We start from the raw sequence: 15,273 nt of genomic DNA, 5'->3' as shown, positions 1-15,273 counted from the left end.
ACCTTACATTTTCGCCCTTTTCACCCGCTGCGACAGTCTTATGAAACTGTGAAAATTAATAATCAATAGCTATGCCAATTTTCCTTAATCTCAATCCCTCGTTCTGCCATTATTTGGGTGAATAAATCTGTGGATAATGCCAATTCTACAGGTAAAACCCCTGGTTTTTTAAGTTTACCTTCTAGTAATAATTTGGCAATGCTACCAGCACCGATACCGGAAGCAGTGGCAGTATTTTCATAACCAATAGTTGAATAATAAACCACATTTTTACCGTTTTTTTGACCTGTCACCTCAGCGCGAACTGCAACCCCAATACCACTAAAGATATTAGTAAAATCGGTCATCAAATGACTAACATGAGCGAGAAATTCAATCATGTAACCTTGCTGCATTAGCCATTGTGGGAAAATATGGGCAGCTATCCAAGTTAAATGGTTATAAAAATCAGGAATTGAACCAAACTTAGTAATTACAGTTTTGACAGTGGGGAAAGAATGGGGTAATGTGATAGTTTCTGGCATATCAAACCAGTAAACATTACTGTGATTGTATGGTGGGGGAAAGTTAATGTTTTCTCGATCTGAGTAAGGTTGAATTAAACGCCATTCACCATTTATCCAAGCTTTAAAAGAATGCTGTAATCCTAAAAAAGTTGTTCGCATGACGGTAACACCAGCGCCCCCAGAACCGGAAACTAAATAACTTAAATGTATTTTTTCTGGGTGATCAAATTGTTCGACACCTTGACGCACTAGACTATTAGAAATGCCGGGAAATATCCCCGTGTTAATAACTGCGGTTATGCCAGCTTCCAGGGCTTTTGAGTGCAAATTCAGCGCCTTTTGAGTGTAGGAACGGTGATCACTGACATCTAAATAATTTACACCTTGGTCAATGCAGATTTCTAGAACTTGAGTATCTCGGTAGTTAAACGGACCTGCACAATGAATGATTAAATCAGATTGTGCGATCGCACTCCGCAATTTGTCAACATCCTCCAAATTCAACACCAAAAACCGCACCCTATCACCTAAAGCTAAGTTTACAGCCTTTTGAGTCGAGAGCGATCGCCCTGTGATAGTAATTTCTGCTTGTGTGTGAGTGAGAATATCATTAGCAACCGCGCTACCAATGCGTCCCCTTCCACCTAAAATCAATACACGCTGTGTCATGACTACTGTTTTGACAACATTATCTTTATTTGAGCAGGTTTATGTCCCCTTTGTCATCAGTTACAACTCAGAATCAATAGACCTCTTGCAAAAGTTTTGGCTCTTCGCGTCTTTGCGTGATATTATCCCAAGTATTTGATTGATTTAAAACTCTCTGTCGATAATTTTAGAGAAAAAAGACTCCACCTATCCCCCAGAATTGCCTGAAACTGTAAGAATAAAAGAGTCAACCTGTTGGAGTCATAGCTACCAGTGAACCTTCCTAATAGCACTTCAGTACAAACTCAAAACCGCAAAGCAGATCACATTCGCATCTGTCTGGAGGAAGATGTTCAGTGTCAGCAAATTACCAATGGACTGGAACGCTATCGTTTTACCCATTGTTGCTTACCGGAAATTGACCGTAAAGACATAGATATCAGTACAACTTTTCTCACAAAACACCTCCAATCACCTTTACTCATCTCCTCAATGACGGGGGGAACTGAACAGGCCGGAATAATTAATTGTCGCTTGGCAGAAGTTGCCGAACAATATAAACTAGCTATGGGTGTGGGTTCTGAACGTGTGGCTGTGGAAAAACCCCAAGTTGCTGATACCTTTGCCATTCGCAAGTATGCCCCTAATACTCTGCTATTTGCTAACTTGGGTGCAGTGCAACTTAACTATAAATATGGTTTAGATCAATGTTTACGGGTGATTGATATTTTAGAGGCAGATGCCCTGATTTTACACCTCAACCCTTTGCAAGAGTGCATTCAACCTCAAGGTGATGTAAATTTTAAGGGATTGCTTGACAAAATTTCTAATTTATGTAGTAAATTACCAGTACCCGTGATAGCCAAAGAAGTGGGCAATGGTATTTCTGGGTCGATGGCTAAAAAGTTGATTGCTGCTGGAGTACAAGCGATTGATGTAGCTGGTGCCGGTGGCACATCTTGGGCTTTGGTGGAAGGAGAACGGGCAGAAAATCCGTTACAGCGTCGTTTAGGCAAAACCTTTGCTGATTGGGGTTTACCGACAGCAGAGTGTATTACCAGTATTAGAGAAAATCTTGAATTTGATGTGCCTTTAATTGCCTCTGGGGGGTTGCGTCATGGTTTAGACGTGGCAAAAGCGATCGCGCTGGGGGCAGATATCGCAGGTTTAGCAATGCCTTTCCTGAAAGCAGCAGCAGTTTCCCAAGCAGCAGTGGTAGAGTTAACAGAGGTATTAATTGCCGAAATCACTACGGTGTTATTCTGTACAGGCAACACCAGTTTAGATCAGTTAAAGCAATCAGGGAGTTTACAGGATTTGCAAAAAAAATAGGGTGTAAGGTTGGAAAACTTTTTGAATCATGACAAACAACTAATAACTAATGAATAATTTTCTTAAACAAACATTTGCCAGTTTAATTGGCAGTTTACTAGGACTAACTATTTTCTCTGGTATCAGCACTTTTGGTTTATTATTTTTAGTGTTAATACTTGCCACATCGAAAGATGTAAGTCCAGCAGTTAAAAATAAATCTATACTGGTTTTTGATCTAGCCTTAAAAATCACCGATAAAGAACCTAGTTCAAATCAATTTTTACAAAAAACATTGACAGGTGTAGACCAAGAAGAAATTAGTCTGCGTAAACTTATAGAAACTGTAGAAAAAGCCAGACGTGATTCGCGGATTATTGGGATTTATTTAGATGGAACAAAATCTGAATTAAGCAGTAATATTGGCTATGCTTCTTTAAAAGAAATCCGTCAAGCCTTAGAAAAGTTTCGTGCATCTGGTAAACAAATTATCGCCTACAGTGCCGATTGGGATGAAAAAAAATATTATTTGAGTTCAGTGGCTAACAAAATAGTTTTGAACCCTATCGGATTCATGGAAATGAACGGTTTGGCTTCACAACCAATATTTTTAGCTGGGGCATTAGATAAGTATGGCATTGGTATTCAGGTTGTGCGCGTGGGAAAATTTAAAGGTGCAGTAGAACCTTTTATTTTGAATAAACTAAGTCCAGAAAATAGAGTACAAACTCAAAAATTATTAGATGATGTGTGGGGAGAATGGCTCAAAGCTGTAGGTTCAAGCCGGAAAATTAAACCGGAAAAGTTACAAGAAATTGCAGATAATCAAGCTTTTTTAGAAGCAACGGCAGCTAAAACCAATGGTTTGATAGATCAAGTAGCTTATACAGATGAAGTAGTTGCAGAACTGAAGAAGTTAACTGATAGTGATAAAAAAGATAAAACCTTCCGGCAAATTAATATTAGTAATTATGCTCAAGTCCCTGGTAAATCAATGGGTGTTGAACGCAAATCAGACAATAAAATTGCTGTAGTTTATGCAGAAGGGGAAATAGTGAGTGGAAAAGGAGAAGATGGAGAAATAGGGGGCGATCGCTATGCTAAAATTTTCAGTAAACTTCGGCAAGATCAAGATGTTAAAACCGTAGTCTTGCGGATTAATAGCCCTGGTGGTAGTGTCAGTGCTTCGGAAATCATGCAGAGGGAAATAAAATTAACTCGGCAAGTTAAACCAGTCATCGTTTCAATGGGCGATATCGCCGCTTCTGGTGGTTATTATATTGCTACCGACTCTAATCGCATTTTTGCCGAACCAAACACGATCACGGGTTCTATAGGCGTGTTTGGCTTGCTTTTTAATGGTCAAAAACTAGCTAATAATAACGGCATTACCTGGGATAGTGTTAAAACTGCCAACTTTGCCGACAGTCAAACGGTTTCTCGTCCCAAATCTCCTCAAGAATTAGCATCATATCAACGCACCGTTAACCGTATTTACTATTTGTTTTTAGATAAAGTTGCCCGGGGTCGTAAACTACCAAATCAAAAAGTAGCAGAAATTGCCCAAGGGAGGGTCTGGTCAGGTACAGCAGCCAAAGAAATCGGTTTAGTTGATGAAATTGGTGGGTTAAATGTAGCGATTGAATATGCTGCTAAACAAGCAAAATTAGGCAATGATTGGGAAGTACAAGAATATCCACAAATTAGCACTTTTGAAGAACGTTTTTTTGGTCAGGCTTTAGAAGAAGTGCGAGTTAATTTAGGTATAGCAAAAACTCAAACCCAATCTCCTAACCCAGTGATGATTGAATTGGCAAAATTACAACAAGAAATCCAAGTTTTGCAAAAAATGAATGATCCTCAAGGGGTTTATGCCCGTTTACCCTTTAATTTGCATATTGATTAAATAGGGCTTGCTTAATAAAGCTAAAACTTAGATATATCAAGAGTTTGAAGCTTGAAAAAGTGAATCAGGTGCAAGGAATAAGCGTTGAAACTACCAAAAACCTATCACTTGACCAGATTCAATTATATTCTTCCTCCATACATTTTCTGGGCAGTGTTCGAGACGATTTAATTTTTCCTGAATCAATTATTTTCCCTAATGCTAGGACAAACATTGGGTCGCGGGCATCTCATGTTACAGTCTCATTGTGCAAATTCACTATGATGGGACGTGACTTTGCTTGTTTAACTTTTAACTCTTCTGGTATACTATCTGTATTATTTGGGGTCATGTTTTAACTGCTGGAATATTTGTACAATATAGATTTTGGCAGTTTTTTACCCCTATTTTCTCTTTCTTTGTGATAAATCCGGGTATAATTACTTTATATTTATGAACAGAATATTTTCCCCTTAACAGTTAATTGATTCACCATGGAAAGGTTATACATAGCCTACTAGACGGTTTATTACGGAGGAAGAGACTATGTTAAATAAACCTGGATTGTACATTTTACTTGTCAGCGTTCACGGTTTAATTAGGGGTAACAACCTAGAATTAGGGAGAGATGCTGATACTGGAGGACAAACAAAATATGTGGTCGAACTGGCCTGTACTTTAGCGAAAAACCCACAAGTAGAAAGAGTAGACTTAGTAACTCGATTGATAAATGATCCAAAAGTGAGTTCTGACTATGCCCAACCAGTAGAAGTTCTGGGAGATAAAGTCCAAATTATTCGCCTTGCTTGTGGTCCACGCCGCTACCTCCGTAAAGAAGTCTTGTGGCAACATTTAGATACCTTTGCCGATGAATTACTCCGACACATTCGCAAAATAGGAAGAATACCAAATGTAATTCATACACACTACGCCGATGCGGGATATGTAGGTTGTCGGGTTGCTGGTTGGCTAGGAACGCCTCTTGTGCATACAGGCCACTCTCTTGGCAGAGTGAAACAGCAACGATTATTAGAACAGGGAACTAAACAGGAAGTTATTGAAGAACATTTTCATATTAGTAAACGAATTGAAGCTGAAGAAATTACTCTTGGTGGTGCAGCTTTGGTGATTGCTAGTACAAATCAAGAAGTTGAACAGCAATACAGTGTTTACGATCGCTATCAGCCTGAGCGTATGGTAGTAATTCCTCCAGGTGTGACATTAGAACGATTCTACCCAGCCCCAGCTAATTGGCAAAATCCACCCATTCAACAACAATTAGACCGATTTCTCAAAGATCCCCAAAAGCCAATAATTATGGCTATCTCCCGTCCAGCGATTCGGAAAAATGTCGGTAGTCTAATTAAAGCCTATGGTGAAGATCCTGAATTGCGGAATTTAGCCAACTTAGTAATTATATTGGGAAAACGGGATGATATCATGACGATGGAATCGGGTCCGCGTCAGGTATTTATTGAGATATTACAATTAATAGATCGCTATGATCTTTATGGTCATATTGCTTATCCTAAACACCACAACGCTGATGATGTCCCAGATTTATATCGGTTAACGGCAAAAACCCAAGGAGTTTTCATCAATCCAGCCCTGACAGAACCATTTGGACTGACTTTGATCGAGGCTAGTGCTTGCGGGGTACCGATTATTGCGACTGCTGACGGAGGACCAAGGGACATTTTGGCAGCTTGCGAAAATGGGTTACTGATTAATCCTCTCGATATTCAAGAAATACAAGATGCTTTACGCACGACCCTGACCGATACCGAAAAATGGCAACGCTGGTCTAATAATGGCTTGGTTAATGTCTGTAAATACTTCTCTTGGCATAGTCACGTTGAGAAATATCTAGAAAGAATACGTTTATTTCCTCAACGACGGATTCAATCTTTACTCAGTCCTCTACCTGCGTCTCCAGCCACAGATCATCCAGAGTGGAATGCACCAGATACCAATCGTTTACCAACGGCTGATCGTTTTCTGGTTTGTGAAATTGATAATACCTTATTGGGTGATCAAGAGGCTTTGGGACAGTTAATTGAGCGGATTCGCAAAGAAGGCCATACAACAGGAGTCGGTATTGCTACTGGGCGCAGTCTGGAAAGTACGTTGAGTATGTTGGAAGAATGGCGATTTCCGATGCCAGATTTGTTAATTACATCAGCCGGTAGTGAAATCTATTATGGTCCCCAGATAGTTACCGATACAAGTTGGCAGAAACATATTGGCTATCAATGGCAAGCTAAAGCAATTCGTCAAGCTATGAAAGATATTCCTGGTGTGGAATTGCAGTCACCAGAGGCACAAGGCAAGTTTAAAATCAGTTATTTTGTCGATGCAGCTAAAGCGCCTAATTTCCGGGAAATCATTCGACATCTGCGTCGTCATCAACTTCCTGTTAAGGGGGTTTACAGTCACAATATGTATCTTGACTTAGTTCCTATTCGTGCTTCTAAAGGGGATGCAATTCGTTATGTGGCTTTAAAATGGGGTTTACCTGTTGATCGGTTCTTAGTGGCAGGGGCATCGGGTAATGATGAATCTATGCTGGCAGGAAATACGTTGGCGGTTGTGGTGGGGAATTACAGCCCAGAAGTTGAAAAGTTGCGGGGCTATCCACAGATTTATTTTGCCCAAGGGCATTATGCCTGGGGGATTTTGGAGGCTTTAGATCACTATGATTTTTTTGGGAATCTATCTCAAATACAACCAGAATTGTTGATGGTTTAGGATCAATTTTATTTCCTAGAGCGATCGCTCCAAAATCTCCCAAAAATGTCATCATAGTAAATGTCACAACACACTGGAGATAAAGCCACGGTTTACGCACGCCCTTTAGCCCGATTAATTGAGCAACTGCAACGTCTCCCCGGAGTCGGGCCTAAATCTGCCCAGCGTCTAGCGTTGCACATTTTGAAGCGCCCGGAAGCAGAGGTGGAAGCCTTAGCAAAGGCGATGATTGACGCAAAACAACAAATCGGTTTATGTACGGTCTGTTTTCATTTATCTGCTGAACCAGTTTGTGAAATCTGCCGTAATCCTAACCGTGATCCTCAAACTATCTGTGTTGTGGCTGATTCCCGTGATTTAATTGCACTGGAAAAAACCCGCGAGTACAAGGGCAAATATCATGTCTTGGGTGGGGTAATTTCGCCAATGGATGGCATAGGGCCGGAACAATTGACAATTCAAGCTTTGGTCAGGAGGGTTAGTCAGCAACAACCTAAAGAGGTGATTATGGCTATTAGTCCCAGTGTGGAAGGGGAAACTACTACATTATATATAGGTCAATTAATTAAACCGTTTACTAAAGTTACCCGCATCGCTTTTGGTTTACCTGTGGGTGGTGATTTGGAATATGCTGATGAAATAACTCTAGCTAGGGCTTTGGAAGGTCGTCGAGAATTAGATTAATAGACTTCCAAATAAAAAAATATTCCAAAATTTTTTGTGGTGCAGGCATCTTGCCTGCTAATAATACAAGGACGGGCAGGATGCCCATCCCAAAAGAAGTCCCAATACGGTTCGTTTAAGGACTGTAGAGACGAGAATCCCTACCCATGGAACGTCTCTACAAGGCTTTCCGGCTGATGAATTTGTTTAACCGAACTGTATTGAAAGAAGTCCTATCTGTGATGTATTGATGTTTTTAACTAGAAAGTAAGGCGACTATGACTATCACTTTAGATAAAACAGGTCAAACAGAATCTCAGACTATGACTCTGGAGGAGTTTTTGAGTTTTGATGATGGTACGGATGCGTTGTATGAGTTTGAAGATGGAGAATTGATATTAATGACGGCGGAAAGTGAAATTAATCGACGTATTACTTCTTTTTTGTTTGCTTGGTTTTTACAACAGGGGATTCCAGCTTATCGCTTGTCGATGAAAACAGAAATTATAGTCACTGGTTCACGGGTGCGTGTGCCTGATTTGGTGGTATTCTCAGAGGAGTTAGCGATCGCTATGGAAGGGGCAAAACGTTCAACAGTAACGCCAGAAATGCCTGCACCTTTGTTAGCGATCGAAGTGGTAAGTCCAAATCAGGCCAGTCGTGATTATCGTTATAAACGCTCAGAGTACGCAGCGCGGGATATTACAGAGTATTGGATTGTTGACCCCATTGAGCAAAAGGTGACGGTGTTGGTATGGGTAGAAGGTTTTTATGATGAGCAGATTTATCAAGGTGATATGGCGATCGCTTCCCCCATTTTTACCGATATTAAATTGACTGCTGCTCAAGTTTTACAGGCATAAATATTTGAATTTCAATTTTAGTGGATAATATTAGGTGGGCTGGTTAAACTGGGAGTAGTAAAAACGAGATTGTTGTAATGGTCGCAGCCCACACCCAAAATCAACCAGTGGAACAGGTGGTTTACCGCATTTTAGATGCCAATTTAGACCGGACTCGTGAGGGACTGCGAATCATTGAAGAATGGTGTCGCTTTGGTTTAAATGATGCCCAGTTAACGGAAACTTGTAAGCAACTCCGTCAAGAGGTAGGTCATTGGCATAGTGCTGAATTAAAGGCCGCAAGAGATACACCAGGCGATCCTGGTACTGATTTAAGCCATCCTCAAGAAGAACAACGCAATTCGATTACATCCCTGTTACAAGCTAATTTTTGTCGTGTCCAAGAAGCTTTGCGGGTGTTGGAGGAATATGGTAAGCTTTATCACCCAGACATGGGCAAAGCTTTTAAACAAATGCGTTATCAGGTTTACACCCTGGAAAGCAATTTAATGGGTTATCAGCGCCATCAATTACTCTGGCGATCGCACTTGTATTTTGTGACTGCTCCGGCTGAAAATTTGTTTCAGGTGGTGGAAGCATCTCTCAAGGGTGGATTAACCCTGTTACAATATCGGGAAAAAACTGCTGATGATCTAATTCGTCTGGAACAGGCTCGAAAATTACGCCAATTATGCCATGATTATGGGGCTTTATTTATTATCAATGACCGAATAGATTTGGCTTTGGCTGTAGATGCCGATGGGGTTCATTTAGGTCAAAAAGATATGCCTATCTCTGCGGCTAGAGAATTGTTAGGAACTAAGCGATTAATAGGCCGATCTACCACAAATCCTGAAGAAATGCAAGGGGCAATTGCCGAAGGTGCAGATTATATTGGTGTGGGTCCAGTGTATGAAACACCGACTAAGGCAGGTAAATCAGCCACAGGGTTAGAATATGTGAGTTATGCGGCTAAAAATTGTTCTATTCCCTGGTTTGCTATTGGGGGCATAGATCCAAGTAATATTAATGATGTGATGGATGGGGGAGCGCGAAGAGTAGCAATTGTGCGATCGCTCATGCAAGCAGAACAACCAACTTTGTTAACACAATATTTTCTTTCTCAACTTCATCGGAAATTATAAAATTTAGGAATTACAAATGATCAATTGTCAAATTAATCTCCAAGTAAATGGGGAAACTCGCAGTTGTACAGATCAAATTTCTTTACCTGAATTACTTCAACAATTAGGTTTTAATCCCCGGTTGGTCGCCGTGGAATATAATGGTGAAATTTTACACCGACAATTTTGGCCAGATACTAAAATCAAAGATAGCGATCGCTTAGAAGTCGTAACTATTGTCGGTGGTGGTTGATATAGTCTGAATAGTCTGAATCAGGATTCACAGGATTTTAGGATTAACAGGATTAATTTTGGAATTTCTTCTTTTTCTTCCTGCTATTCCTATCACCTATTACCTATTACCTAATTTAATAAACAAGATAAACAAGATTCAGGACTATATAGCCAACGGTGGTAACTTTTCCGCTTGGTTAATTCCTGTCCTTGACGACCGAATTTTTCTCGTAATTGCTTATCTTCACACAAACGTCTAAAAGCTTGGAGAACTTCATAACCAGAATTGGGATTCACCAATAGACCATTTTCTTCATGATGAACTACATCTAAAATACTACCTAAACGAGAAGCAATAACTGGTTTACCGAAATAACCTGCTTCTAAATAAACCATGCTAAAATGGTCTAGATTTTTTTGATAGCGATCGCGCAAAGTCAACATTGCAAAAATATCACAAGCTGCATAGTAAGCGGCCAAATCTCGTTCTGGGACAGATCCAGCAAAGTGTACTCGTTGATCTACACGCAAACGTTGCGCGAGAGATTTTAATTGCGATTCACAAGCACCTTCTCCACAAATTATATAGTGGACATCTAACCCAAGGGTCAATAATAAAGGAATATTATCTATTACCCGATTAAAACTTTTGTGTTTGACTAAACTACCAACAGAAAGAATTAAAATCGCTGTTTCAGAAATATTATACTTCTGACGTAATTTACTTCGTAAATCATCAAGATGACTTAAACTTGTGGGAGTACCAAATTTTTCTGGTCTAACCACTGGATTAATTACATGAGTAGGGGTGTCAAGACGAAAATTAGTGCGGAGATAATCTCGAATATGGGAAGTTTGACAAACAATACCAGCGGCTCGTTTCAGGGTTAATTTAAAGAGCGATCGCCCTACAGGATTCCTTATTGCAGACTGTAAATCTTTACCATGCAAATAGATAAAAAACTGAATTGGTAAAAGATAGCTAAGTAGCAATAATGCCGGAAATTCGTAACCATGACACCATTCAATATAGCGGTAATGATAGCGGAAATATAGTTTAATAGCCAACAAAAAAGACCAAACAATGTTGACTACAGGTTTAAAGATATTTACTAACAAAGTACCACGAAACAAACCTATAGACGGCCAGCGATAAACCGGAAAACGTTGCATTTGATCAAATATTTTATCTCCAGAACAACCAGCAGCCAATACAATTACCCTTTCTGGATCTTGCAAACAACGATTATAGATATATTCCCCAATTACAACATCTTTTGGTCGAAAAATGCGAGAGATAACCAGAATATCTGGATAAGCAGTTTTATCCCTAACTTGTGTGCCTAATTGTGAAATATGTTCCATAATTAAGTTTGATAAATAAACGGTTAATACTGATAAATCGCCAATGTTTTGTTATGAAATGCTGAACAAAGAAATTAAAAAAACTTTACTTAACTAGCTGAGTAATTCTGGCACAAAAATAAAAATTCCATCAATAGCAAAATATCCCATACCGAAATTAGTAGATAAATAGCATAATGATGGTAAGTTTATTTTTCAAGTTATTGACCTTTGATTTTGACAATCAATTGAAATAGTGATGATGGGTTTCCACGATTCAAGACTCTTAAAATCCTAAATTGGTATGACTGACAATTTACCAATAATGGATAATTTTTTTATATGCGAAAATCTAGCTAGATTTTATCTCTATCATTCTCCTTCACTTACTTAGAAACTACCGGGAGAATGACTAAATCTAACTGATATCTGTAGAATAGCTTAACTGTTTTAAGAATCCATGCCAACTTGCCAGAAAAATTTGATTATTTGGTATTCTAGATAATGATTTAGGTCTAATCATCAAGCTATCCTCTTTAATTAGTAGATTTACGGAAGGGAATGATTTCTGAGCAATTCTTTTAACTTTTAACCCAACCTCTTAAAGCAAAAATAATTCCTGTAACCCCCTATTCATACCTGCTCAAAATTTTTGATCTATCCGGGAAAAAACGAGCTACTACCAAAAATTGATGAGTGAAAATAGCATTGATGATATTTTGGTTGAAAAGTCTTGATTAATAGCCTATTCCAGCAATTTTAAATCTAGATATATCCTGAGAATCTGGTATTAATTTGCTATATAATATAATTAATTGTTTGTAAAAATGCTTACTGTTCAGGGTCGCAAAGTTATCGGTTGGGAATAATCAACTGATTGTCAAGCAGTGTGATTACTTAGAGCTTTTGGAGTACGGTTTTCAGTGTGAGAAATCCCCCCTCTGTTTGCTGCCTAACAAAGATGCAGACGCGGTAAACTGAATATATGCTCAATACACTTGAGTTAGCAGTTTTTAGTGGATGTATTATGCGTAAAAAATTAAGACAAATTTTCAAACCCCTATTAAAAACTGGCTTGGTTTTGGGTTTGGTGTTAGCATTAGCCTTGGGACACGCTGATGGGGCATTAGCAGCCCGCAGTGGTGGGCGCATTGGTGGTGGGTCTTTTAGAATGCCTTCTAGTCGCACTTATACACCGCGTACCTATGCACCTCCTGGTGGGGGATATGCACCATATCCTGGTGGTGGGTTTGGCTTTCCGTTCTTGATTCCTTTTTGGGGAATTGGGGGAGGCTTTGGTGGTTTGTTTGGTATTTTAATATTTTTTGCGATCGCTAATTTTTTAATGCAGACTTTTCGTCGTGTCGCTGGCAATGAAAATCAGGTAGAATATGGTAGCAATCCTGCCGTTAGTGTTAACCGTCTACAAGTAGGTTTATTAGCACAAGCCAGGGATTTACAACCTGAACTCAACGAATTAGCCGCAAGTTCTGACACCAACACCCCAGAAGGAAGAGCAGAAATTTTGCAAGAAGTTAGTCTGGCTTTGTTGCGTCATCCTGAATACTGGGTATATGCAGGTAGTAGCAGCGAACAAGGGAAACTAAATGCGGCTGAGTCACAGTTTAACCGTTTGTCTTTAGCAGAACGGAGTAAATTTAGTCAAGAAACTTTAACTAATGTCAATAATCAGTTAAGGTCAGCAACTAGACAAGAAGCTTTACCTGCTGAACTCGACAATCCCACCCGTTTAATTAGCGGTGGTCCGGGAGAGTATATCATTGTGACGTTATTGGCAGCGACTCTGGGCAAATTTCAACTTCCACCAGTCAACACAATAGAAGATTTACGTCAAGCTTTGCGACAAATTGGTAGTATTCCCAGTGAGCAACTTTTAGCTTTTGAAGTTCTTTGGACACCTCAAGCGGAAGGTGATACTCTCACATCTGATGATTTGTTTGCTGAGTATCCTGATTTAAAGATTGTTTAAGGTGTAGAGGCTGGTTATTGTAATGCCACCTCTATAGCAACCGAGCCATCTCTAATAGCATCATAAAGTCCTGATTTAGTTGCCCATTCTAAACTATCTTCAGGACTTTTAGCATTAACCAAATCTTTTAACCAATCTGACACTAAGAACTCAAAATCTCGTTCAGACATTTCTAATGGGGAAACTTCTTTTTTGTCTGCATAGTTGTCAATAGTATTCTTGGCATCAAAACGATAATCTGCTGGTTTGTCGTAGATATCAGATATATCTTCCTTCCACAAATAGAAATTATCAGGAAAAGCAACAAGAAAAAAGGGTGTATTTGGTATACCTGAATGTACTAGCAAGTTGCGTCGGATTTCACTAGCACGACGCTGCGCAGATTTCTCTTTTAAGGAGATTTTCTTAACCTCTGCAATTAGCTTAACTTTCCCTTTAGGGTCGAAAATAACTATATCGGCGCGATGTTTTAATCTAGCACCTTTAACCTCCCATTCTCCTCGACGTACCATTTCATCAAGACAGGCTCGACAAACGTTAACCTGTTTACGTCCTGGAGAATACCAAACAGCAGTAATGGCTGCTGGTGAATCTTTGGCAACACACTTTTCTGTTTGTATATCACAAATGTCTTTTAGAATTACACCACTTGGTTCTACAGTTTTAATCATGTTTATTCTCCTGACTCAGGATTATAAGCCAACCATTCAGTAAGCCTATCTCTTGCATCTTCTATCAAGTCTTCTCGATCTTTGGAACTGATTGCAATATGAAAAGAAGCATCTAAACTTGTTTCAGCTTCATCTATAAGTATATCAGGCATTTCTAGAGGTCGGCTATAAGCCATTTTAAAGCGGTTTATATGTGATAATTCATGAGCTAGACAGGCCAGTACAGACATTCTAGAATTTGCGCTAGAGTTATTACCAGGATAGGCATCTGCTCCTAAATAGACAACATTTCTGTTTTCTACAAAACGTGTTCGAGAACCATTTATATTTGCCTGATCTGTAATCAGAATTTTATCTTCATCACCACATAAAACTTCCCAAGCCTCAATACAATACTCTATTTGTCTATCAGTTAAACCGTTACGATTTCTTTGTCCTAAAAAAAGTGACATATACCAGGAAGCTTCTGCGAGATAAAGAAGCAGAAGCTCTAATTACTGTTTTGATGCAATCCTTTCCCTACTATAAATATAGCCAGTAAGAGCGCGATTCTTAATATTATACCTTAAATATCCGCACTGAAACTTTGGGCGTAAATAACCTCAATGTTGCTACCCAGTTCTAATTTATCTAAAGATTCTGTGAAAAAGACAAAACCTTTGTAGGCTGTGACATATTTGTAAATTTTTGTAAAAAACCCTTCACTGGTGACAATAACGAGCGCTTCTTGATTTTTAGAGAGAAGAGTCAGAAAGTCTTCTAACTTCAAACATACACCAGTTCCCCGATTAGTGAATATTCTCCCACCAATAGCCGCAGGTTGAGCAATCGCATCACCACTGTAATAAGTCATTAATTTTTACATATATATATTGACTTGCTGATTTTAAACTTTTGTCTCTACTGCTTGCTGTTGGGTTTGTAACGTTTGGGGTAAACTCCAATCTGGACGCAATTTAGCCGCTTGACGCAAATAAATGTGGTGAATGGGGGTAGAAGTTGGTAAATAGGCGTGAATTAAAAAGCGGATGCAGTGCTGTAAACTGCCTTCGACGTGCATTTGTTGCACATCTAACATAGCTACACTATCCCACAATGGACGACTGCGAGCGATCGCTGCGGGGAAAATCACATCAATATCCCTTGTCACCGAAAAAGTCACACTCATAATTTCTGTTGGCTGGAGTTGATTTCTCTGTTCCAGTTCATCCAGTAATTCTGTCACCGCTTCTTGAATTGCTTCCACACTATTTTCCGCAACGGTTGTTGCACCACGAATCGCTTTCATTTGCCATTCCACTCCAAAA

The 15,273-nt window shown here is 39.4% G+C and carries 14 protein-coding genes; 8 read left to right on the top strand and 6 right to left on the bottom strand.

Translation table 11 applies throughout. The features are described from left to right. Positions 1-62: 62 nt before the first annotated feature. Positions 63-1,175: a saccharopine dehydrogenase family protein gene (locus VB711_RS14140; RefSeq protein WP_323286726.1), complete on the bottom strand. Its 1,113-nt coding sequence runs from the start codon at positions 1,173-1,175 to the stop codon at positions 63-65. A gap of 252 nt (positions 1,176-1,427) precedes the next feature. Here VB711_RS14140 and fni point away from each other — a divergent pair, with 252 nt between their 5' ends. The 7 genes from fni (at position 1,428) to thiS (ending at position 9,980) form a co-directional block, all read left to right on the top strand. Next, positions 1,428-2,486 (top strand): type 2 isopentenyl-diphosphate Delta-isomerase, encoded by a 1,059-nt coding sequence (fni, locus tag VB711_RS14135; protein ID WP_323286725.1) that lies wholly within the window; start codon positions 1,428-1,430, stop codon positions 2,484-2,486. A 49-nt stretch (positions 2,487-2,535) separates the two neighbouring features. Next, positions 2,536-4,371 carry a signal peptide peptidase SppA gene (gene sppA / locus VB711_RS14130; protein WP_323286724.1) on the top strand — a complete coding sequence of 612 codons (1,836 nt, stop codon included), beginning with the start codon at positions 2,536-2,538 and terminating at the stop codon, positions 4,369-4,371. Positions 4,372-4,896: 525 nt separating this feature from the next. Further along, complete coding sequence (locus tag VB711_RS14125) at positions 4,897-7,098, top strand: HAD-IIB family hydrolase (RefSeq protein ID WP_323286723.1); 2,202 nt, start codon at positions 4,897-4,899, stop codon at positions 7,096-7,098. Between the two features lie 126 nt (positions 7,099-7,224). Next, positions 7,225-7,782 (top strand): recombination mediator RecR, encoded by a 558-nt coding sequence (recR, locus tag VB711_RS14120; protein WP_323286790.1) that lies wholly within the window; start codon positions 7,225-7,227, stop codon positions 7,780-7,782. 257 nt (positions 7,783-8,039) lie between these two features. Further along, positions 8,040-8,624: a Uma2 family endonuclease gene (locus VB711_RS14115; protein ID WP_323286722.1), complete on the top strand. Its 585-nt coding sequence runs from the start codon at positions 8,040-8,042 to the stop codon at positions 8,622-8,624. A gap of 77 nt (positions 8,625-8,701) precedes the next feature. Continuing rightward, positions 8,702-9,748, top strand: a complete 1,047-nt coding sequence (locus VB711_RS14110; RefSeq protein WP_323286721.1) for a thiamine phosphate synthase — start codon at positions 8,702-8,704, stop codon at positions 9,746-9,748. Positions 9,749-9,767: 19 nt separating this feature from the next. After that, positions 9,768-9,980 carry a sulfur carrier protein ThiS gene (thiS, locus tag VB711_RS14105; protein WP_323286789.1) on the top strand — a complete coding sequence of 71 codons (213 nt, stop codon included), beginning with the start codon at positions 9,768-9,770 and terminating at the stop codon, positions 9,978-9,980. A 110-nt stretch (positions 9,981-10,090) separates the two neighbouring features. On the opposite strand, the gene VB711_RS14100 is transcribed toward thiS, so the two are convergent. Further along, the gene (locus VB711_RS14100) at positions 10,091-11,326 is read right to left on the bottom strand and encodes a glycosyltransferase family 4 protein (RefSeq protein ID WP_323286720.1); all 1,236 of its coding nucleotides are present in this window, start codon (positions 11,324-11,326) and stop codon (positions 10,091-10,093) included. A 1,006-nt stretch (positions 11,327-12,332) separates the two neighbouring features. Here VB711_RS14100 and VB711_RS14095 point away from each other — a divergent pair. Next, entirely contained in the window at positions 12,333-13,295 is a 963-nt protein-coding gene (locus VB711_RS14095) for a DUF1517 domain-containing protein (RefSeq protein ID WP_323286788.1), read from the top strand. A gap of 14 nt (positions 13,296-13,309) precedes the next feature. Here VB711_RS14095 and VB711_RS14090 read toward each other — a convergent pair whose 3' ends face one another. The 4 genes from VB711_RS14090 to aroH all read right to left on the bottom strand — a co-directional run bounded on the left by VB711_RS14090 (position 13,310) and on the right by aroH (position 15,254). Beyond that, positions 13,310-13,966 carry a hypothetical protein gene (locus tag VB711_RS14090; protein WP_323286719.1) on the bottom strand — a complete coding sequence of 219 codons (657 nt, stop codon included), beginning with the start codon at positions 13,964-13,966 and terminating at the stop codon, positions 13,310-13,312. Positions 13,967-13,968: 2 nt separating this feature from the next. Further along, complete coding sequence (locus VB711_RS14085; protein ID WP_323286718.1) at positions 13,969-14,418, bottom strand: hypothetical protein; 450 nt, start codon at positions 14,416-14,418, stop codon at positions 13,969-13,971. A 113-nt stretch (positions 14,419-14,531) separates the two neighbouring features. After that, positions 14,532-14,819 (bottom strand): hypothetical protein, encoded by a 288-nt coding sequence (locus tag VB711_RS14080; protein WP_323286717.1) that lies wholly within the window; start codon positions 14,817-14,819, stop codon positions 14,532-14,534. A gap of 33 nt (positions 14,820-14,852) precedes the next feature. Then, entirely contained in the window at positions 14,853-15,254 is a 402-nt protein-coding gene (gene aroH, locus VB711_RS14075) for a chorismate mutase (protein WP_323286787.1), read from the bottom strand. Between the last annotated feature and the right edge of the window lie 19 nt (positions 15,255-15,273).

The sequence above is a fragment of the Cronbergia sp. UHCC 0137 genome, from assembly GCF_034932285.1.
In the GTDB taxonomy this organism is placed as follows: Bacteria; Cyanobacteriota; Cyanobacteriia; order Cyanobacteriales; family Nostocaceae; genus Cronbergia.
This window is presented reverse-complemented; position numbering and strand designations above follow the sequence as displayed.

Bases quoted from the DNA above. Each gene is read 5' to 3' on its own strand.
- VB711_RS14090 (WP_323286719.1), bottom strand. From the start codon at position 13,966: ATGATTAAAACTGTAGAACCAAGTGGTGTAATTCTAAAAGACATTTGT.
- aroH (WP_323286787.1), bottom strand. From the start codon at position 15,254: ATGAAAGCGATTCGTGGTGCAACAACCGTTGCGGAAAATAGTGTGGAA.
- VB711_RS14115 (WP_323286722.1), top strand. From the start codon at position 8,040: ATGACTATCACTTTAGATAAAACAGGTCAAACAGAATCTCAGACTATG.
- VB711_RS14100 (WP_323286720.1), bottom strand. From the start codon at position 11,326: ATGGAACATATTTCACAATTAGGCACACAAGTTAGGGATAAAACTGCT.
- VB711_RS14110 (WP_323286721.1), top strand. From the start codon at position 8,702: ATGGTCGCAGCCCACACCCAAAATCAACCAGTGGAACAGGTGGTTTAC.
- VB711_RS14080 (WP_323286717.1), bottom strand. From the start codon at position 14,819: ATGACTTATTACAGTGGTGATGCGATTGCTCAACCTGCGGCTATTGGT.
- VB711_RS14085 (WP_323286718.1), bottom strand. From the start codon at position 14,418: ATGTCACTTTTTTTAGGACAAAGAAATCGTAACGGTTTAACTGATAGA.
- VB711_RS14125 (WP_323286723.1), top strand. From the start codon at position 4,897: ATGTTAAATAAACCTGGATTGTACATTTTACTTGTCAGCGTTCACGGT.
- sppA (WP_323286724.1), top strand. From the start codon at position 2,536: ATGAATAATTTTCTTAAACAAACATTTGCCAGTTTAATTGGCAGTTTA.
- VB711_RS14140 (WP_323286726.1), bottom strand. From the start codon at position 1,175: ATGACACAGCGTGTATTGATTTTAGGTGGAAGGGGACGCATTGGTAGC.
- VB711_RS14095 (WP_323286788.1), top strand. From the start codon at position 12,333: ATGCGTAAAAAATTAAGACAAATTTTCAAACCCCTATTAAAAACTGGC.